The following is a 20354-nucleotide window of genomic DNA, read 5'->3' on the forward strand; positions in this document are numbered from 1 at the left end:
TCCGGGTGGTATGTATTACGCTTCGGCGCCAGAAGTAGTCGGACAATGTAGTGTTAAACCTTTATCACTAGGAAAAACAGCAGATAAATTTATTCCACCCTACAAAGAACCATTTATTTCTCTGCAACAATGCCCACAACAACTCAACCAGCTCAATGCACCTGCCTTTTGGAGTGGTGAATATCCCATTACTAGACGTTTATTTGTAATTGTCAAACAAAACAATCAAACCGATCAGCAAGCAGGAGAAACCTATGCTAATTTGCTGCTGACAAACCAAGGTCAAGAATTAATTGCTAAAACTGGATTTGTCAGGATGAGATGATTTAAGTAGAACAGCGTAAATAATTAAAGGTTTGTAGTAAGGACTTTAGTCCTTATTTGAGGACTAAAGTCCTTACTACGAACTAGATTTCAATAATTTTACATTACTTCACATAGTTTGTTTTTTTTCAAATCGTTCTACTTATTTCATTTGTTGTTTGTTGGTAGTTGTTTATTGTTGGGATGGTTGGAGATTGAGCAATAAGCTGTCGTTAGATCACAACAAGTTGTCGTTAGATCACAACAAGTTGTTCTTAGATCACAACAAGCTGTTCTTAGATCACAACCCTAATCTCCCAATTCCAACTTTCCCCGGTAGCCAGTTACAAGTCGGCTACCATCTTTAAAAATATGAATTTCGATCTGATCACTTGCCCAAGAAATGCGATCTTGCAAAGCTGGATTAAAGACATGAACCCGTTGATTGCTAGATGAAACAGGAGAGTCGGGTGAGTTTAGCGCTAGTGATTGAATGTAGGGGCCATCAATAAGTATATCTAACTGGTCTAATAATTCTTGAGAGCCAGCTGGAGCGTATTCAGATTGTAATTGCTCTAAGGTAAAACCAGTAAATGACATCACGTTCAGTCCCGCCGCTTTCACTTTGCGCGCCACACTTGCCAACGCCGCCGCTTGCCAAAAGGGTTCACCACCAGAAAAAGTCACACCTTGATTGCGGGGATTAGTGAGAATTTTTTCTGCCAGATGATCTATGGTTACAAGTTGATTCATCTCAAATGACCAAGATTCTGTATTAAAGCAACCTGGACATTCTCGCAAGCATCCTTGTACCCAAACTACAGCACGACATCCAGGCCCATTCACTTCAGATTCATCCACATAACCCATAATGTTGAGATATCCGGCGGGAATCTGCATTAGTGACATGTATGAGTCGGTTTTATTTTGAGTCATAGTTTTTTCTCTGTAACGAATGTATATGTAGGAATCCGGTTTGATTTATGAACTTACTCGTTAAGACCGGGAACTCTTAACAGGGAACAGGAAGTTTAGTGAGTTTTTAAGCGCAGAGCGCAGGCTACACCAACAAAAATCAAATAAGAGTCCTATAGGTCAGTTAAGTATTGATATTTAGGAAACTGCACCGAGTCTTTTTCAACATGCAACTGCGGTTGACAGAGTACTACTTGCAGGCTACAGGTAAAAGATGAGGAACTCGTGAGGAATGGGCATGGGGCATGGGGAATTGGGCATTGGTTATGGTTAACAATTACTAACAACCAACAAGCAACTATCAACTATTCTTAAATTTATCGATGTGTATCTATGTTGAACTGTGGTTTGAGACACAGAAACTGAAGGGCTGGGAACTACGATAGATTTTGCCTGAGTAGGTAATACCCAATCCTCAATCCCTAATCCCTAACCCCTAAAATCTTCGTTAATCTCTGCCTCAAGCATCCCCCAACACCCTACACTTATCTCTAGTAGACATCTCCGAAAAATAATATCAAAGCCTTGTGCAGTCAGGGTTTATACCTGATTTCTGGAGATGTCTAGTCCTTAATTGCTCGATTTAGAGCTAGGAGAAATAAGTGCAAAATACGAATTTTCGAGAACTCGTCTTAGGATTAGTTGTCATAGTTTCGCTACTTGGTTTAATTGGATTCTCCATTATTGACACGAGTAGCCGCCCTGCTTTCCTTGATGTAGCTAAGGTAAGTATCGGAGCTTTTATTGGATATCTAATCCCAAATAACAAATAACCATCTTGTGTAACAAGATGGTTATTCAATAGTTCAAATGTGTTTTTGACAATCTCCTCTATCTGCTGCGAACAGATAGAGGATTTTTGTTCACTTAATTTAAGATCTATCAAAAAGTTTATAGTAAAACCTGCCAACTTGGCAGTTTGGCAAGTCCAATAGATTTTTTGTTGAGTACGTGATACCAAACTCCAGTCCCAAATCCCCAACCCCTAAAATATTCGTTAATCTCTGCCTTAATAATCCTCTAACAGCCTATGCTAGATAGTCGGGCTAGCCACTGTGAGTGTTTGTGTTAGCGGTAAGAACTAATTCACAAAAAGGACAAAGAAATAGATGATTGATACTGCTATTGAAGCAATTGTGGCTCGCGAAATTCTTGACTCGCGGGGTAGACCAACAATAGAAGCAGAAGTACATTTAATGAATGGTGCTGTCGGATTGGCGCAGGTTCCGAGTGGTGCGTCAACCGGCACTTTTGAAGCCCACGAATTACGCGATGGAGACAAAAGCCGTTATGGGGGCAAGGGAGTACTTAAGGCTGTACAAAATGTCAAGGAGATAATTGTCCCAAAATTACTACACATGGATGCCCTTAATCAGGAATTCCTTGACCGCACGATGATTACTCTCGATGGTTCTCCTAACAAGTCTAATCTGGGGGCGAATGCGATTTTGGCAGTTTCTCTAGCAGCAGCCAAAGCAGGTGCAGAATCTTTAGATATTCCTTTATATCGTTATTTGGGTGGGCCTTTAGCGAATTTGTTACCAGTGCCATTAATGAATGTCATTAATGGTGGCGCCCATGCAGCGAACAATGTGGATTTTCAAGAATTTATGATTGTTCCCATCGGAGCATTTTCTTTCCGGGAAGCGTTACGGTGGGGTGCAGAGGTATTCGCTACCCTTAGCCAGGTATTAGATGAGAAGGGTTTACTTACTGGTGTGGGAGATGAAGGCGGTTTTGCACCTAATTTAGAGTCAAACCAGGTGGCTTTAGAATTGCTGGTTGCTGCGATTGAAAAAGCTGGGTACAAGCCAGGAGAGCAAGTAGCTTTGGCGTTGGATGTGGCTGCTAGTGAGTTTTACAAAGATGGGCAGTATGTTTATGATGGTAAGCCCCACTCACCAGCTGAGTTTGTTGACTATCTCGGACAACTAGTTGACCAATATCCGATTGTCTCAATTGAAGATGGGTTACACGAGGAAGACTGGCAAAATTGGCAATTACTCACCCAGAAGTTAGGCGATCGCGTCCAGTTGGTAGGAGATGATTTATTTGTTACGAATGCTACTCGCCTGCAAAAGGGTATTGATCTCAAAGCTGGTAACGCAATTCTGATTAAACTCAACCAAATTGGTTCACTGACCGAAACTTTAGAAACCATTGATTTGGCAACTCGCAACGGTTTGCGATCAGTGATCAGCCATCGTTCTGGTGAAACAGAAGACACAACGATCGCTGATCTCGCTGTCGCCACTCGTGCAGGCCAAATCAAAACAGGTTCTTTGTGTCGTAGTGAACGGGTTGCAAAATACAACCGCTTGCTGCGAATTGAAGATGAATTAGGCGATCGCGCCGTATATGCCGGTGTGGTAGGTATGGGACCAAAATAGGGATTGAGGATTGGAGATCGGGGATTGGGCATGAATCAGTTATCAGTTATCAGTGATCAAATTAAACTGGTAACTGTTAACTGTTAACTGATAACTGAGAAGTTGTCCCCGATCCCCAATCCCCGTTATGGATAAAAGCCTAACTTCGGTAATCCCAAAGTTTCATCCCAATCCATCATGATGTTCATACACTGAATTGCTTGACCTGCCTGTCCTTTGATGAGGTTGTCGATCGCTGACATGACGATCGCTCTGCCTGTGCGTGGGTCAACTTCTATACCGATATAACAAAGATTACTACCACAAGCCCATTTGGTTTGGGGATAAATACCGGGATCACAAATTCTCACCCAAGGAGAGTTGCGATAAAAGGCTCTGTAAATGGTAATTAAGTCATCTCTGACTAAGCCAGGATCGCGTAAGGAAGCATACACCGTGGATAAAATACCGCGTACCATCGGCATGAGATGCGGAGTAAATTGGATGGTGAGTTCATGACCTGCTAGTTCGCTGCAAATTTGCTCAATTTCCGGTGTATGACGGTGACGGGCGACACCATAGGCTGCGAGGGAGTTATCTGCTTCGGCTAACAACATGTTGATTTTAGCTTCCCGTCCGCCGCCCGATGTGCCAGATTTAGCATCAATAATGGCTGTTTCGGGAATGATTAACCCTTGTTTGAGGAGTGGAGAGAGTGCAAGCAGACTGGCGGTAGGATAGCAACCGGGACACCCGACTAATTGGGCTTCGGCAATGCGATCGCGATACAATTCTGGTAGTCCATACACTGCTGTTGCAGCAGTAGCATTATCTTGCCGTTGTTTACCGTACCAAGCTGTGTAAGTTGCCAAGTTGCTAAATCGATAGTCAGCACTCAAATCGAGTACTTTACATCCTTTTTCTAGTAATTTTGGAGCAAGTTGGCAAGCCAGACCATTCGGTACAGAGAGAAAAACTATTTCACAACGGTGAGCAATAATTTCTGGATCAACTGCTTCTATCGATAGATTGACTGTATGAGCCAAATGTGGATATATCTCCCCAAACGGCTTACCAGCAGTGCTATCACCACCTAAGTAAACAAGTTCTACTTCTGGATGATCAATCAGTAGACGCACCAACTGAACACCACCATAGCCTGACGCGCCTACAATCCCAACGGGTACGCGTCTCAAATTGCCCATGATAATAAGATCCTTATCCGCTTTTGGTTAACCTGTTGTCAGCTATCAACAATTGACGTTTTAGCTCAAAGCTATTAGCTCCTAGCATATGACGGTGCAAGATTGAATGCTAACCCCTGATGATTGTTGAACTGTTACAGAATTTGAGTACTAAAACCTAATTTTAGCGGTAGACTTTTCGCTATGTTATATGAAAAATAACTCATCTCACGGCGCATGAAAACATGACCAATGACCAATGACTAGGGTACAATCTGAGAAACAGGATTTGTTAAAAAAATTTACCTTTAGTAGCTAAAATCTGTGTCTGAGATCAAGACAACTTCAACCCAAGCCTTTGAATTTGATTCAATTGACGCCGCTTTGGCAGATTTGAAAGCTGGCCGTGTCATTGTGGTAGTAGATGACGAAAACCGAGAAAATGAAGGCGATTTGATTTGTGCTGCTCAATTTGCGACTCCAGACACAATCAATTTCATGGCGGTAGAAGCGCGGGGGTTGATTTGTCTAGCAATGACGGGCGATCGCCTTGATGAATTAGACTTGCCTTTAATGGTGAGTAATGTTGTTACCGAAAGTCATAATACTACATACGACAATCAAACTGCCTTTACTATAAGCATAGATGCAGGCTTTCATCTAGGTGTAACTACGGGTATTTCTGCGGAAGACCGTGCTAAAACTATCCAAGTTGCAATTAACCCTACCACAAAACCCAGCGATTTACGCCGCCCTGGTCACATCTTCCCCATACGTGCTAAGGAGGGAGGTGTCTTAAAAAGAGCCGGACATACAGAAGCAGGTGTTGATTTAGCTCGATTAGCAGGGCTATACCCAGCTGGAGTCATTTGTGAGATTCAAAATCCCGATGGCTCGATGGCGCGATTACCACAATTAATTAAGTATGCTCAACTGCATAAATTGAAGATTATCAGTATTGCGGACTTAATCAGCTACCGTCTTCAGCACGATCGCTTGATTATTCGTGAAACTGTCACCAAATTGCCCAGTCAATTCGGACAGTTTAATATTTATGCGTATCGTCATACATTGGATAATACTGAGCATGTAGCGATTGTGAAAGGTGATCCAGCAACGTTTAAAGATGAGCCGGTGATGGTGCGAATGCACTCAGAATGCTTAACAGGTGACGCTTTGGGTTCTCTGCGTTGTGATTGTCGGATGCAACTACAAGCAGCCTTGAAAATGATTGAGACTGCGGGGAAAGGTGTTGTAGTATACCTACGCCAAGAAGGACGAGGAATTGGACTGATTAATAAATTAAAAGCCTACTCATTACAAGATATGGGGCTGGATACAGTTGAGGCTAATGAACGTTTAGGATTTCCGGCGGATTTGCGTAACTATGGTATGGGAGCGCAAATGCTCATGGATTTAGGTGTACATAAAATACGTTTAATTACTAATAATCCCCGTAAAATTGCGGGGTTAAAAGGTTATAGTCTGGAAGTAGTCGATCGCGTGCCATTATTAATTGAAGCTAATGACTACAACTCCTATTACCTGAGTACAAAAGCGAAAAAATTGGGTCACATGCTGTTGCAAACATATTTGCTGACAATGGCGATCCACTGGGAAGATGACCCGCAAGCAGTGACAGAACGCTACGAACGCTTAGAGAAACTACGCCATTTAGCGAAAAGTCATGATTTATTGTTACAAGAAGAAGCGCGTCCGTTAGCGATCGCTTTGTTTGACAAACCATCTTTAACAGTACATCTGGGGTTTGATCAACCACGACTAGCAACTCATGACTGGTACAAACAAAAAAATCATCCCTATGTCCAAGCGATCGGGCAAATTCTTGACTATGTTGTCAGTCTATCTTATGTACAAAAGCTAGAGTTTTTGATTTCCCCTGGTGTTGATCCCCTCAGTAATCTGCAAGTGCAACTGGATCGCCAGACCTTCTCAGCAGATACCTTACCTTCATCAATTTGTTGTGAACAGTTGGAAACACAGAAAATATATAGTTTTAATCTGTGAACTACTCCACCATAGCAGAGCTAGAGGATGGAGCTTCTGTGATGCACTTCTGAGCCACCTGCTCCCCATCCCCACCCTATGAGTAGATTGAGGGTGGGGACTTCCGCGACATGTTAAAAGTAACAGGGAATAGAGAATAGGAGACAAGGGAGAATCTATCAAAAATATTCCCCGTGTCTCCGTGTCTCCTTTCCCCAATCCCTATTTTCACGATATCGGCTGACGAAAAGAATGAAGTAAATTAAAAAACTTATCAAAATCAAAACTGCGGGGATCAATTCTTGTACCTGAACGATCTACCGCTCTATGGGTAGTAATGCGCTCATCTGGAACACTACTCTGAGCAATTAACCAAGCTAGAGAATAATATTGTGCATCTGTGTAACCGATGTGATACGGTTCATTGTTACGACCTTCTACTGGTGTCTCTAGAGAGACGTGATAAGCAAAATTATTCACAGATGGTTCTAGACCAGGATTAGTTTGTACACTTTCTAGACCGTTTGAGCCATCAAAAACTGAGTTACCAGCACCAAAAGCACGTTTGTCTGGTGGGACTATATAGATAATTGTTCCATCTAGCGTAATCAAGCTATGGTAACTTACTTGCTTTTTTTCATCAGTATGAGGTGTTTGAAAGGTATTAATCGCACTAGATGCAGAATCACTTGTTTCGTGAAGTACTATAATTGCCTGGTTGTTAATCGGTACACCATTGATATCTGTGGTAAAACGTTCTCCATAATTACTTGGGTTAGCTAAAGCAATTTCATAACTGGGTGTATATTGTTTAAAAGCTTTAGTAGTTTTAAACGAATATTGAGGAATATTTTGTAATTGATCTGCTTGCTTATTTGTTGAAACAGGTTTATCAACAGAAGCCTGATTAACTGATGGTGTAGGAGAATTTTGCAGTTTGTCTGCTTGTTTATTCTGTTTATTATTTGATTCAAGCTTGGGAGTTGGACTAGTCTTTGTTAATGATTTGGAAAAGTCTTGAAATTCCTCTTCTTGCTCTTTCGCTGCTTGTAGCTGGACTTTGGCTGGACTCCAAGCAGTAGGATCTACATCTGTATTTGATGAGTTGCTGCTATTTTGCTGTAAATTTGCTTTCCCGACTACAAGCACAACAGTTAAAGATATAAGCATCAAAGAAATTAGTAGCAATCTATTAATCCAGACGCTAAAACTCATATGTTTAAAAATAAAAATATTGCTTAAATTTATCCTAATATATTCACTTTAAGAGAAAATAATTTGCTATCACATTGAAAATGCTACCTTTTATACCTGGCACTGCGTGTTTCGGTATAATTTTCATTGGGACTGCCTTCTGCCCTCTGCTCTCTGTGTATATTGTAAAAAATATAACTAATTATGACTCGGAAATCACTTGAAGAAGTGATCGCCTTTACGAAATCTCTATTGACGCAAGCTCCAAATTACCGTAGGAAAAGAATAGGTATATAGGTTGTAGAGATAGGTTTATAAACTAGGCATTGTCAGGAGGGTCTGAAGAAATCCGGATAGATTCTATGAAAGCTAGAAGAGACATTCAGTTGACCACTTATTCTTATATGTTTATGTTAATTCACGAATTTAAATGGTTACTTAAGATACCTATAAAAAATTAACATACAAAATTGAGCAGTTAGCTTCCCTTTTTTTCCGCAATTGCCCCAAAGACAACTGAATATACATTGTGTACGGTTTAACTAGGCAATAAGTAATCGGCATCTTTCAAAATGGATGCTCTTTAGCGCGACGAAGTTTTATTTATAGTATTGTCTTGCTCCTATGACTCCAAAACACACCAAGCTCAAATTCCCTCTGTTGCAATATCTGAATCAGCCTTTGTTTAGTTCTAATACCAAATTGGTATTGAATCCTCGACGCTTCGCTCATCTCTACAGAATAGAACTTCTCAAAAAATGCTGGACGAGGGAATGTGATGCCAAGGGGCCTTTTTCTAGTTAGTAGGGAATAGGCGATCAATCAGGCCACGTGCGACAACGCTTTTAACCCGCGCAGCGCAGTGGCTACCCTAATCGCCAAATGTATCAAATTTATAGTGAAACGCGATTAAGCCGATTTCCCAGACGCCAGCAATAAACAGCATAATTATATATGTAAAGTTTATTTGCGTTTTTTACTTATGCCAAAAGCAATTTGGAATGGTGCTGTCTTAGCTGAAAGTGATAATACTGTTGTCGTGGAAGGTAATCACTACTTTCCTTCTGACTCTATTGATCAACAGTATTTCAAAGAGAGTGACACCCATACTACTTGTCCTTGGAAAGGTGTCGCTAGCTACTACAGCATTGAAGTTGATGGACAAGTGAACAAAGATGCAGCTTGGTACTATCCCACTACTAAAGAGAAGGCAAAGCAAATAGAGGGTTATGTTGCTTTCTGGCGGGGTGTGAAAGTCGAAGCTTAGTATAATAAATGACACCAGCTAATTGAGTTGGTGTCATTGAGATTCATCTTAATTTTGGAAATTAGCTTTGAAAAAATATTTCCTTAGATTTAAAAAATCGTTTGATAAAGGTACGAGGAAAGATGTGATGTTGGGAACGATAAACTTGGATAGCTTGTCGTTTTTTTTCTACCACAGACTTGATGGGTAAGATATAAGACTGACCTAGTTTTTTTAAATCGATTTGAAAAAGTACTGGTCTTCCCCAAAATAACCAGACTTGATATTGAAAAAGTTGAGCTTTGATTCCAGACTTGTTGAGTGCATCTTTCACCAAATCATAAGTGGCTTCATGATCTGGATGCTGATCTTTTTGATGGGGAACATAGATTTCTTCTGGTTGAAAGGACTGCAATAGTTGAACTAACTGATTGATAGTATGCAGTTTCTGTTCATTAGACAATTGCCGTAATTCACCGTCAGGTTGGTCGATAAAATATACATCTGATGGTGCAACACCCAATATATTTAGCGCTTCTTGAGCCTCTTGTTTGCGAACTTGAACAATATCTTCTGGTTTGATGTCCAAATAAGATTTATGTCCATCAGTCAGAAAAGCTACTTTGACTGGAACTCCAAGTTCACGTTTGAGCGCAATCAAACCACCACAACCTAAAGTTTCATCATCTTGGTGAGGAGCAAACACTAATGTTGATTTCTGAGTCACTGTTAGCGTTTGACTTTTTTTCGGTAAAATCCAATCAAATAATATTTCTACTTCAATAAATTGCAAAGTATTTGACAGCTTTCCTAATATTTGCGAAGGTATCGTTGTTAGGGACATGTTACAGATTATAAAAAGATTAGTATTCAGGAAGTCATAGCAGAGGTCTAGAGATACTAAACCTCTGCTTGATATTGCCGTAATACAGCTTGAGACAGTGAAAATTTCTGTCTAGCAATATTACATTTTTAGGGACAATTAAAGCGGTAAATATTGATACTTAATACAACCCCAAAATTGCCCTCCACGCCAAGCAAAACTGATTAACCATTTGCCTAAACTTTCTTTGTCACGGATTTGCAAAAGTAGAAGTTGCATAGTCAGTATTACTGATGTTTTTAACAAAGTTTTCCATGTCACCAGTTGCGGCATCCCAAGGGGACGATGTTTTTTATACACTAAAATTCCACCTTTACCCACATCCCAACTGCGGCGATATATGCTGGCTAAACTATCACGTAATCGGATATGAGCGATCGCATCTGGTACGTAGTGAAGTTTAGTTCCTACATAACTTGCTCTCCAGCAATAGTCTACATCTTCGCTCTGATATAGGCTTTCATCAAAACCACCAAGCTTTTCATGAATGGCGCGTTTGATACCTAAATTACCGCTACCTGCAAATGGTAGGTAGTATGTATTTTCCATCACTCCAGTACCATTTTCAAGTTGATAACACTTTACTACCCAGGGATTACTTAATTTGTTGTAATCATTATGGCCAGCAATAAAGTCGTATTTGGAAAGTGCTTCTCCCATTGCAGCTAACCATCCAGGCGCAACTTCATCATCAGCGTCAATGAATATCAGTGATTCACCTTTTGCTGCTTTTGCACCAACATTGCGAGCGTGTGATGCACCTGTACGATCAGATGCATCGACGATACGCAAATTAGGTATACTCATCTTATATTTTTCTACAACTGATAATGTGCTGTCAGTCGAACCATTATCAGAAATGATCACTTCCCATGCTTGTGACCATTGTTGATGAGCAAGTGCTTCAAGTTGAACAGTGATAGTTTTCTCTGCATTTAAACACGGTATAACGACACTTACCTTCATAACAAGTAGTGCTCTCTTGAAATCACATCAATACATAAAAATATAATAAGTAATACTCCCTAACGAAACAAAAAAATTTCAATCTATAGGATAAATTTATGTGTGATGTGACTTAAAGAAAACTCTATGCAATAGGCTTTAAATAATACCAATTTCATCTGAAGATGCATAGAGTAACTACCACCAAAACTCTTGCTATGCAAAAAATTTAGACTTTTTTATTCTGTGGAAGCTCATCAAGGATTAGTATTAAACCTCGTCCATCTTGAAAAGAGGAGTTTTTCAAAAAGGACATTATGTAGGTTGGGTGGAACGGAGTGTAACCCAATATTAACCAGACTATAATGTTGGGTTTCGCTGTCGCTACACCCAACCTACAAAACTACTGTATGCTTGCATCAGTGTAGGAGTATGTCACGTAAATATTAAATACAATACTCGCAAAGCTAGGTTATTTTGATTCATCCTAATCTATTTGATTCAGTAAATCAGGATGTCTCAAAATGCTTAGATGGGTAGATATTTATACTTTATACAACCACGTAGCTGTCCTCCCCGCCAAGCAAGACTCATTAACCATCTGGCGAAACTTTCTTTAGTACGGACTTTTAGAGACAAAAGTTGCAAAACCAAAATTACTGGAGTTTTGACAAATACTTTCCAAGGCATTAATTGGGGCATACCCAGTTTTCTATGCTTTTTATATAGTAATGCCTCACAAGTACCCATAACCCAAGCTCTTTTATATAGAGCGCTCAAGTTAGCGCGTAGACGGATATGAGCGATCGCCTCTGGTACGTAATGAAGTTTTGCTCCTGCTTGTTGCGCTCTCCAACAGTAATCAACATCTTCTACTTGCAGCAGTGTTGTATCAAAGCCATTGATTGCATTGTGAAGTGAACGCTTAATTCCCAGATTACCACCACCAGCAAAGGGTAAGTAGGGATTTTGTACAATTCCTGATGACCACTCTTCTACTTGATACCATTGTCTCACTTCCAGGTCATTCAGCCTTTTGAATTCGTGCGCCCCAGTGACAAAATCGTATTGGGAAAGTGCTTCACCCATTGCTGCTAACCATCCAGGCGCAACTTCATCGTCTGCATCAATAAATACTAGTGATTCACCTTTGGCTACTTCTGCTGCTAAATTGCGAGCGTTGGCTGCTCCTTTACAATCAGATGCATCAATGATGCGGAGATTCGGTAACGATATCTGATACTGTTCTACTATTGAGAGTGTGTTGTCTGTAGAGCCATTATCAGCAACAATGACCTCCCAGGGCTGTGACCATGTTTGATGAGTAAGTGCCTCAAGTTGAACCGCAATAGTATCAGCAGCGTTTAAACACGGTATAATTACGCTTATCTTCATACTTTAAGAAATATAAATGCAGTAAATATCTATTAATTAAAAATATATAAGTAATTGCCCGTAAATGAGCAATAAAAAATCGTTCTGTAGGTAAATTTTACAAATTCTATAAAAAACTAATTGAACATCAAGAACTAGTAAATAAATTATTTTGGCAAATAATTTAGAGCAACCAACATTAAAAATTTATAGATTTAAAAATAATTTTGGTACATTTTATGCTGTGAAGCTCTAAAAGCCCAGAACCCCGACTTCTTGGAGAAGTTCGGGTTATTGTCTGGAGCGAAAGATTTAAGAATGCCATAGTTTTAATTTTTCCTATTTTTCAAATTAATAATTAAGATTGATAATCCTAACAGTAAAAAATTATGTTTTAGTTAAGATGACAGAAATTTATGTATAGCAATCCTAGATGATTTGTGAGAATCGCAGAGCTTAGATCCCCGACTTCTTAAAGAAATTGGGGATCTTGTTATATATAAATAGATACCAATGTTCCTGTAGTCATGTTATTTGGACAAGGGGATAGAAAAAACCATGTCTGTAAGCAATCCACAACCACAATTAAAACGAGAGTTGGGGGTGTTTGGCGCCACTCTCATGGGGCTAGGTTCAATTGTTGGTACAGGTGTATTTGTGAGTATTGGGATTACGGCTGGGATTGCTGGTCCGGCGGTGATTTTAGCTGTAGCAATTGGAGCGGTTGTCGCTACTTTTAATGGACTCAGCAGCGCCCAACTAGCTGCGAATCATCCTCTGAGTGGTGGTAGTTATGAATATGGTTACAAATATTTGACTCCGGCTTTTGGTTTTACTGCTGGCTGGATGTTTTTGGTGGCGAAAACAGCTTCTGCTGCTACTGCTGCTTTAGGTTTTGCTGGCTACTTGTTAAATATTCTGGGTATAAATTCTCGCTGGGTTGTGGCGATCGCTTTTTTGGCTGTAGTAGTCATGACGCTGATTGTCTTAAATGGTATCCGTCGCTCAAATTTTGCCAATATCGCGATCGTCTCTGTGACGCTTTTGTCTTTAGGGTTTTTGATTCTGGCTTGTCTTCCCAGTGCTATCCAAGGAAGCGTTGAGAATTTCACACCTTTTTTTACAGGTTCTGTTGCAGATATCTTCCATGCTAGCGCCTTGATGTTTGTGGCTTATACAGGCTATGGTCGGATTGCAACTTTAGGAGAAGAAGCGCGATCGCCAAGACAAACAATTCCCAAAGCCATGATAGTTTGTCTGTTGCTGACAATGCTGTTATATATAGCAGTGGCGACAGTTACAATAGGGGCTTCTGGGGTAGATGTTTTAGCTGATGCTGTTCAGCAAACAAAAGCTGCACCCTTGGAAGTAGTAGCCCGAAAGATTACTGGCGTTGGCGGTGCTTTAGTACTAGCCATTGGGGCGATGACAGCAATGTTGGGTGTACTTCTGAACTTGATTTTAGGCTTATCCCGCGTATTGCTGGCGATGGGACGTCGTCACGACGCACCAAGATTTTTAGCACGTTTAAATCAACAACAAACTACTCCCTATTGGTCTGTAATAGTTATAGGAGTTGCGATCGCTCTTTTGGTTTTAGTCGGTAATGTCAAGACAACATGGTCTTTCAGTGCTTTTAGCGTCCTAATTTACTACGCAATTACTAACTTTGCTGCTTTACAATTGAGTCCCCAAGAGCGACTATATCCCAGATGGATAGCTGTTTTAGGTCTTTTATCTTGTCTGTTTTTAGCTTTTTGGGTAGAATCCTCAATCTGGCAACTGGGTTTAGGATTAATTGTTGCTGGGTTAATTTGGCACAAGGTGAGGCGAGCGGTTGGTAGTTAAGTAAGTCGGCACAAATAAAGCTAACTCGTTGGGGTCGTCATTAGTCATTGGTCATTGGTCATTGGTAAGGATTTTAGGGTTATTTACTTTCTGTAATATAGTTAGGTTTATTCCTGGCGACTTACTTACTCGTCTATCGTTTCCATCCCCTTTCGGGGCGATGCGATTGTAAAGTCTAAGGGTTTTGATGAAGGAGTGATGGGTGCAGGGTTTCCATCCCCTTTCGGGGCGATGTGATTGTAAAGGCGAAGTACGAAATAAATCAGCACTGGTCTGTGAATGTTTCCATCCCCTTTCGGGGCGATGTGATTGTAAAGGTACTGTCGGGCTGCAATAATCAGCCCACTATCGCAAATGTTTCCATCCCCTTTCGGGGCGATGTGATTGTAAAGAGTTCACATCTAGAACGCTTACACAGAGAGGGTTTTAGACCCCCTGATCGACACCACTCTAAATTTGAACAAAAAATCTTCAAAAAATCATCAATTTTGCAGCCTGGAAACTTTGCTGCATATGGCATCGACACCACTCAACGAAGTTATGCGGTTTTCAAGGTTCGGGCGACTGGTGTCGATTCAACTCAACACATTCACATTACAGTATGATTTGTTGCTTTTATTTGTCAAGCTAGTCAAAGCACTCCTGACTCACGGGACACATTAAGTATACATATTGATATAAATAATATAAAATAATATGAAATAATATCGAAAAAGCTATTGCAAATAATAAATAATCGTATTATTATAAAAAATAAGAGAGGCGTCCCACCTGCAAGTAGACAACGCCTCTCTTACCCAACCTCTATTAAAGGTCTTATTAAATATGATGCCACAAACTATAATTTGTCAAACACCTACAAGAGGCTTATTGAATCTAACTCACGCTCGTCAAATTCGATTTTGCGACCTTTATATTCAGATGTCTTGGCGATTTGTCTGTTTCATTACCTGGAAGAATGGTGACGAGCAAACTTTTGACGGTAAAGATGCTAAAGCGATCGCTCAAGCAGTGAAAAAAATTACACAAAATAAAGATTGAGCCAGCATTACCATAAAAGAGAATAGGTGACAGGGAAAGATCCCCGACTTCGCAGAAGTTTTCGGGGATTTGATGTATTTGGAGTTGCAAAATTATTTTACTGATGAGCGATCGCATTCCCTAAATTCACGTTCACCACAAATGGGAACCCATTTACTAGCAATAGAAGCTACCTATCTTGACGATGTTGAATAGCAATCAATCGTAACAACTGTGAAGTTGTAAAATTTTTGTTAAATAGGCGAACATCTATAGTAATTCATATAGCATTCCTAAATCCTTGATGAACAACAAGATCCGCGACTTTTAATGAAGTGGGGGAACTGGGGGATCTGTCCTCTCAATTTTCACAAGTCATTTAGGATTGCTATAGTGTCTCCGTTTGAGTTAGCAAGGTACTTAGCATGACGGCAACTACTTCCAAGGTAACTTCAGCGCTTCCCCATTTTTGTGAAGGAATTCAATATTTTGGTGAAGCGTTACCGGAATTTGAAACTTATGGTGCAAATCCAGTCATAGAGCCAGCAAAAGAAGCGATCGCCAATCCAGAAGAACCAGCAGCAGTATACCAAACCTTGCTATTTGCGGATGCTTTGCGTTATCTGACACTGCAAATTACCGGAAGTAAAGCCTCTGGACACCCTGGTGGTTTCGCCTCTCAAGCGGAAGCTTATGCAGCTTTGGTCATGCTCGGTTACAAAAATATTATTACGGAAGTGGGACACCACGCCCCCGGATTTTATAGTGCCATGTTCTTAGATCGTTCTTTAGAAGACATGGGCATTTATACAGTACAACAATTGCGCGATCGCTTCCGCGAAAAACATGGATTGTTAGGACACCTGTCTGGTTATATTCCCGGAATTCTTGCACCAGCAGGGCCTTTGGGACAAGGGCAACATTTTGCGATGGCGGCTGCATTATTAAATAAAGATAAGCTGTTTCCCTTCACCCTTGGCGATGGCGGATTGGGTGAACCTTATATTATGAGTTCGATGGCTCATTTCCATACTGCTTACCCTGGTGTAACTAACTTTTTGCCAGTGTTGGTGTGGAACGGTTATAGCCAAGAACACCATAGTATGGTATCCCTTAAAACCAACGCCCAAATGATGGCATACTGGCATGGTAACGGCTTTGAAGAAGTCGTGTTAGTAGATGCCAAGGATTTTGATGACAAAGACCAACAGGGAAATTACGTAGACAGTACCGCCTTTGCTTTTGCCCAACGTTTAGCTTTTACCAAAGCAGTACTTTTAGGTATAGATGAAGCCGCGCGATCGGCTTTGAGTGGTAAGCTAACTGTATTTATTATTAAACAACTCAAAGGTGCAGGCGTCCATGCGCGGGGTGCAAAGTCTCATAACCTGTATCCAAAAGATACGCTGGATGCGCCCCATATTGTAAACGCACTCAAAGAACGCGCCTTACCTGTTCAAGCTTGGCAAGTTGTACGGACAAACTGTGAACGCGCAGGTGGAGGCCCAGCAGCAAAAACAGTAGTTACCGAATTTGAATATCCTTTGCCAGATTTAGGCGAATTGCCTTTAGAAGAGTATGCTGTGGGTGGCGATCCGAAAGTTTCCACAACAGCCATGGGACGTTTGGTGGCAAAAGTTGGACAAATCGATGAAAACTTTTTGGTTACTAACGCCGACGGAAATGAAGCATCAGGTATTGCTAATATCAACCAAGCCTTAAAAATTATCCACCCCACAAAAGACGACTTATACAACCAAGCACCAGGTGGACAAGTTTATGAACCTCTGAGTGAAGATGCTTGTGCTGGGTTAGCTGTTGGTTTGTCGTTGATGGGTGCTAGAAGTTTGTGGTGTTCCTACGAATCTTTTGCGATTAACGGTTTACCAATTTGGCAAACTGTCACCCAAGCAATGGCAGAATTGCGACGTCCGACTCCCTCGACAATTACATTATTCACCGCCGGCGCTTTAGAACAAGGGCGCAATGGTTGGACTCACCAACGTCCAGAAATTGAAGCTTACTTTGCAGCGATGATGCGGAATGGGAATGTTTTTCCTTTGTTCCCCCCCGATGCTAACAGTATTCAAGTTTGTTATGACTGGGCTTTGAGAACCAAAAATAAGGGAATTGTGATCACTGCGAGTAAATCACCATTACCAATTCGCACTACTTTTAATATGACTCGTCACGGCTTACAGGATGGTGCGGTGGTGTTGCAAGATGTTGCTGGAGATCAGCAAGTAGTGTTTGCTGTGATTGGCGACATGACATTAATTCCCGTGTTTGAAGCAGCAGCTTTCTTAGAAACAGAAGGTATTGGCGTGAAGATAGTTTCTGTGATTAACCCCCGTCGTTTATATCGTCCCCATGACACAGGTTGGGATACCTGCACCGAACCGGAAGGTGGTTTTATCGATGATGAAAAATTTGCCGAATTGTTTGGTGGTGATGCGTTAATTGGTGTGACTGGTGGTGCAGCAGCAATGTTAGAACCAATTATGTTAAGGAGTACAAGCAAACGCGATACCTTCGCCTGGAGACGTGGAGAAACCACAGCAAGTGCAGGTGAGTTGATGGCGTTTAATGGTTTGACAGCAGAAGCGTTGACGAAAAGAGCAATTGAGTTAGTGCATTGAGTGATTGGGGATTGGGGATTGGGGATAAGGGAGATAAGGGAGACAAGGGAGACAAGGGAGACAAGGGAGACAAGGGAGATAAGGGAGACAAGGGAGACAAGGGAGACAAGGGAGACAAGGGAGATAAGGGAGACAAGGGAGACAAGGGAGACAAGGGAGACAAGGGAGAGAATAAACAGCAATTCCTATTCCCCGATCCCCGATCCCTGATCCCCAATCCCCGATCACTCCCTTAACGCATACCCGACTCCACGTACTGTATGAATTAGGCGTTTTTCGTTGTTTTCTTCTAGTTTTAGACGCAAGTAACGCACATAGACTTCAATAATATTAGAATCACCCATAAAGTCATAACCCCATACTTTTTCTAAAATTTGGTCTCTGGTAAAAACCTGACGGGGATGACTGAGGAGATATTCTAGTAAATCAAATTCTTTTGCTGTTAAATCAATTGCACGTTGATCTCGGAAAACTTCACGAGTACGGCGATTGAGTTTCAAATCTTCAAACTGCAACAAATCCTCATCTGTTTCTTGGGTGCGACGTAGATGAGCGCGAATTCTCGCTAACAATTCTTCTATACTAAAAGGCTTAACTACATAGTCATCAGCACCCGCATCTAAACCAGCTACGCGATCGCTCACTTCATCTTTTGCTGTCAACAAAATAATTGGTATTGAACTACCTGTTGATCGCAAACGCCGACAGATTTCCACACCTGATAATCCTGGTAGCATCCAATCGAGAATTGCTAAATCTGGTGATGACTCTCGCGCCAGTGTCAATCCAGTTATACCATCATGTGCCACACTCACCTGATAGCCTTCACTAGTTAGTTCCAATTCAACAAATCTAGCTAATTTAACTTCATCTTCAACTAACAGGATGTGTGCTGTCATATTTTTATTTTTACAAAGATGAGAGCTTTGATCATGGTTTGCTTATTTCATATATTGAATAGTGCGATCGCCAACCTGCAAAGCATTAGTAATAATAGTTAAACTTGGATTAACAATATGACTCTTCTTACACCCCTACACCCCTTTTTTTGCTAGTGATTGGTTATTTTTTGATTTGGAATTCCCTCATAATTAGGGTCGTGAGTTCCCAGCAGCTTATCCCAGAACGTAAAATATAGCCCGTAATGTACTCTGTACTTACGATGATGTATGGCGTGATGTGTCGAACCAATGAACCACCTTCTAAGCCATTGGGGGAAAAACCAAAATTGTGAGGGAAACAGTTCAAATCCCAAATGAGTCAACACAGCCCATACTGTCATGGTCATGAGGACAGCAATTAAGGTAATGAAGTGAAGTGGAATCAGGAAGACTATCCCTACAAAGAAAAGACCTTGGATGACAGCTTCTGGTAGATCGAAGGCGAAGGATGTCCAAGGTGTGGGATCTCCTGAGCGATGATGACCATAGTGTAGCCACTTGAAGAATAAAGGGTGGTGAAACGCTCGATGGATAAAGTAAAAGTACGCATCTTGGATGATAAGTACTGCAACAAAACTGACCCCTAAATACCACAGTCCATACTCACTTACAGAAGTGTACAGAAGCGTCACTCCTGAATCATATGCTGACATAATGAATGCGGCGCAAAGCCCAAAAAATACCGCAGAGAGAACCGACAGTTCAATATCCTGTCGAATTGACTTCCATACTACAGGTTTCAGGTGTAACCTCCGCTTCACGAAAGGCTTTCCCATGACTGAATAGAAAAACCAATATGCTCCCCCAGCGATGAGGAAGTATCGGACTATAATAATTCCGAAAAATGCCAACCAATAAAACCCGAATTTATGTAGGATGAAGAACAAATTTTGCACTACTCAGTTTATTTACAGATTGAAGCGTAACAGTTTTACTTATTCTTGGCTTCTATCGCAAGCAGTGTTATATTTTTTCGCTTTTTGAACTGTGCTAGAGCAATATAGAGTAACCGGGTGATAACTGAGTTTTCTTTATTATCTTTTTACAATTTCTTTATTACCAGTATTGTTACGGAGTAGCACTATAGACAATCCAAGTATTATCGTGTAATTTAAACAAATTAAACAACAAAATCAAATAATTATGAGTAATATTTATGACATAAATATTAGATTAATTAAGTAAAATAACGGTTAATTCAGTAATCATCATAATTTCTCATAAAAGTGATACTATAGCGGTTCTCGGTTGGGTACAGTAAAGTTTTGCACTCTGGTGATAAACCCTACGGTGTACACACAAGTATATGCCGCGAGGGTTTCAACTCTTTTAGCCCCATAAATACCCAAGTTTCGGTCAACTGAAAACTCCATTTATCAGGCTAATTTTAAGGCTAGGGTAACGAAACCAAGTTTTAGGTGGGATT

General features: G+C 40.8%; 15 protein-coding genes, 1 pseudogene and 1 CRISPR repeat array. Of the genes and pseudogenes, 8 read left to right on the forward strand and 8 right to left on the reverse strand.

Translation table 11 applies throughout. The features are described from left to right. Nucleotides 1-325 (forward strand): annotated as a pseudogene (locus ACE1AT_RS01605) (phosphate ABC transporter substrate-binding protein); the annotation flags it as partial. Nucleotides 326-612: 287 nt separating this feature from the next. Here ACE1AT_RS01605 and ACE1AT_RS01610 read toward each other — a convergent pair. After that, nucleotides 613-1239, reverse strand: coding sequence for a 4Fe-4S single cluster domain-containing protein (locus ACE1AT_RS01610; RefSeq protein WP_374865566.1), 627 nt, complete (start codon nt 1237-1239; stop codon nt 613-615). 1148 nt (nt 1240-2387) lie between these two features. Between ACE1AT_RS01610 and eno the strand changes: the two genes are divergently transcribed. After that, a complete protein-coding gene (gene eno / locus ACE1AT_RS01615; protein ID WP_374865567.1) occupies nt 2388-3668 on the forward strand; it encodes a phosphopyruvate hydratase in 1281 nt (426 codons plus the stop codon). Nucleotides 3669-3793: 125 nt separating this feature from the next. Here eno and argC read toward each other — a convergent pair whose 3' ends face one another. Beyond that, nucleotides 3794-4852, reverse strand: coding sequence for an N-acetyl-gamma-glutamyl-phosphate reductase (gene argC / locus ACE1AT_RS01620; protein WP_374865568.1), 1059 nt, complete (start codon nt 4850-4852; stop codon nt 3794-3796). Between the two features lie 303 nt (nt 4853-5155). Between argC and ribBA the strand changes: the two genes are divergently transcribed. Further along, nucleotides 5156-6859, forward strand: coding sequence for a bifunctional 3,4-dihydroxy-2-butanone-4-phosphate synthase/GTP cyclohydrolase II (gene ribBA, locus ACE1AT_RS01625; RefSeq protein ID WP_374865569.1), 1704 nt, complete (start codon nt 5156-5158; stop codon nt 6857-6859). 207 nt (nt 6860-7066) lie between these two features. On the opposite strand, the gene ACE1AT_RS01630 is transcribed toward ribBA, so the two are convergent. After that, entirely contained in the window at nt 7067-8053 is a 987-nt protein-coding gene (locus ACE1AT_RS01630) for an N-acetylmuramoyl-L-alanine amidase (protein WP_374865570.1), read from the reverse strand. Between the two features lie 961 nt (nt 8054-9014). On the opposite strand from ACE1AT_RS01630, the gene ACE1AT_RS01635 reads away from it, so the two are divergent. Then, nucleotides 9015-9299 (forward strand): DUF427 domain-containing protein, encoded by a 285-nt coding sequence (locus ACE1AT_RS01635; RefSeq protein ID WP_374865571.1) that lies wholly within the window; start codon nt 9015-9017, stop codon nt 9297-9299. A 61-nt stretch (nt 9300-9360) separates the two neighbouring features. On the opposite strand, the gene ACE1AT_RS01640 is transcribed toward ACE1AT_RS01635, so the two are convergent. The 3 genes from ACE1AT_RS01640 to ACE1AT_RS01650 form a co-directional block, all read right to left on the reverse strand. Continuing rightward, a complete protein-coding gene (locus ACE1AT_RS01640; RefSeq protein WP_374865572.1) occupies nt 9361-10122 on the reverse strand; it encodes a PIG-L deacetylase family protein in 762 nt (253 codons plus the stop codon). Nucleotides 10123-10260: 138 nt separating this feature from the next. Beyond that, a complete protein-coding gene (locus ACE1AT_RS01645; RefSeq protein ID WP_374865573.1) occupies nt 10261-11127 on the reverse strand; it encodes a glycosyltransferase family 2 protein in 867 nt (288 codons plus the stop codon). Between the two features lie 507 nt (nt 11128-11634). Then, nucleotides 11635-12501, reverse strand: a complete 867-nt coding sequence (locus ACE1AT_RS01650; RefSeq protein WP_374865574.1) for a glycosyltransferase — start codon at nt 12499-12501, stop codon at nt 11635-11637. A 537-nt stretch (nt 12502-13038) separates the two neighbouring features. Between ACE1AT_RS01650 and ACE1AT_RS01655 the strand changes: the two genes are divergently transcribed. From ACE1AT_RS01655 to ACE1AT_RS01670, 4 genes are all read left to right on the forward strand, one after another. Continuing rightward, on the forward strand, nt 13039-14328 hold the full coding sequence (locus ACE1AT_RS01655) for an APC family permease (RefSeq protein WP_374865575.1): 1290 nt from the start codon (nt 13039-13041) through the stop codon (nt 14326-14328). Nucleotides 14329-14466: 138 nt separating this feature from the next. Further along, nucleotides 14467-14720: a CRISPR direct-repeat array (repeat unit 36 nt; unit sequence GTTTCCATCCCCTTTCGGGGCGATGTGATTGTAAAG). A 436-nt stretch (nt 14721-15156) separates the two neighbouring features. Then, complete coding sequence (locus ACE1AT_RS01660; RefSeq protein WP_374865581.1) at nt 15157-15369, forward strand: hypothetical protein; 213 nt, start codon at nt 15157-15159, stop codon at nt 15367-15369. 404 nt (nt 15370-15773) lie between these two features. After that, nucleotides 15774-17987, forward strand: a complete 2214-nt coding sequence (locus ACE1AT_RS01665) for a phosphoketolase (RefSeq protein ID WP_374865576.1) — start codon at nt 15774-15776, stop codon at nt 17985-17987. Continuing rightward, nucleotides 17988-18197: a hypothetical protein gene (locus ACE1AT_RS01670; RefSeq protein WP_374865577.1), complete on the forward strand. Its 210-nt coding sequence runs from the start codon at nt 17988-17990 to the stop codon at nt 18195-18197. Nucleotides 18198-18211: 14 nt separating this feature from the next. Here ACE1AT_RS01670 and ACE1AT_RS01675 read toward each other — a convergent pair whose 3' ends face one another. Then, on the reverse strand, nt 18212-18886 hold the full coding sequence (locus tag ACE1AT_RS01675; protein ID WP_374865579.1) for a response regulator transcription factor: 675 nt from the start codon (nt 18884-18886) through the stop codon (nt 18212-18214). A 152-nt stretch (nt 18887-19038) separates the two neighbouring features. Next, nucleotides 19039-19824 (reverse strand): sterol desaturase family protein, encoded by a 786-nt coding sequence (locus ACE1AT_RS01680; protein ID WP_374865580.1) that lies wholly within the window; start codon nt 19822-19824, stop codon nt 19039-19041. Between the last annotated feature and the right edge of the window lie 530 nt (nt 19825-20354).

It is taken from the genome of Pelatocladus sp. BLCC-F211 (assembly GCF_041928655.1).
Classification (GTDB): Bacteria; Cyanobacteriota; Cyanobacteriia; order Cyanobacteriales; family Nostocaceae; genus Pelatocladus.

What these genes read in the sequence shown, in the direction of transcription:
- ACE1AT_RS01610 (WP_374865566.1), bottom strand. Translation starts at nt 1,239, where the DNA reads ATGACTCAAAATAAAACCGACTCATACATGTCACTAATGCAGATTCCC.
- eno (WP_374865567.1), top strand. Translation starts at nt 2,388, where the DNA reads ATGATTGATACTGCTATTGAAGCAATTGTGGCTCGCGAAATTCTTGAC.
- argC (WP_374865568.1), bottom strand. Translation starts at nt 4,852, where the DNA reads ATGGGCAATTTGAGACGCGTACCCGTTGGGATTGTAGGCGCGTCAGGC.
- ACE1AT_RS01630 (WP_374865570.1), bottom strand. Translation starts at nt 8,053, where the DNA reads ATGAGTTTTAGCGTCTGGATTAATAGATTGCTACTAATTTCTTTGATG.
- ACE1AT_RS01635 (WP_374865571.1), top strand. Translation starts at nt 9,015, where the DNA reads ATGCCAAAAGCAATTTGGAATGGTGCTGTCTTAGCTGAAAGTGATAAT.
- ACE1AT_RS01640 (WP_374865572.1), bottom strand. Translation starts at nt 10,122, where the DNA reads ATGTCCCTAACAACGATACCTTCGCAAATATTAGGAAAGCTGTCAAAT.
- ACE1AT_RS01645 (WP_374865573.1), bottom strand. Translation starts at nt 11,127, where the DNA reads ATGAAGGTAAGTGTCGTTATACCGTGTTTAAATGCAGAGAAAACTATC.
- ACE1AT_RS01650 (WP_374865574.1), bottom strand. Translation starts at nt 12,501, where the DNA reads ATGAAGATAAGCGTAATTATACCGTGTTTAAACGCTGCTGATACTATT.
- ACE1AT_RS01655 (WP_374865575.1), top strand. Translation starts at nt 13,039, where the DNA reads ATGTCTGTAAGCAATCCACAACCACAATTAAAACGAGAGTTGGGGGTG.
- ACE1AT_RS01660 (WP_374865581.1), top strand. Translation starts at nt 15,157, where the DNA reads ATGCCACAAACTATAATTTGTCAAACACCTACAAGAGGCTTATTGAAT.
- ACE1AT_RS01665 (WP_374865576.1), top strand. Translation starts at nt 15,774, where the DNA reads ATGACGGCAACTACTTCCAAGGTAACTTCAGCGCTTCCCCATTTTTGT.
- ACE1AT_RS01675 (WP_374865579.1), bottom strand. Translation starts at nt 18,886, where the DNA reads ATGACAGCACACATCCTGTTAGTTGAAGATGAAGTTAAATTAGCTAGA.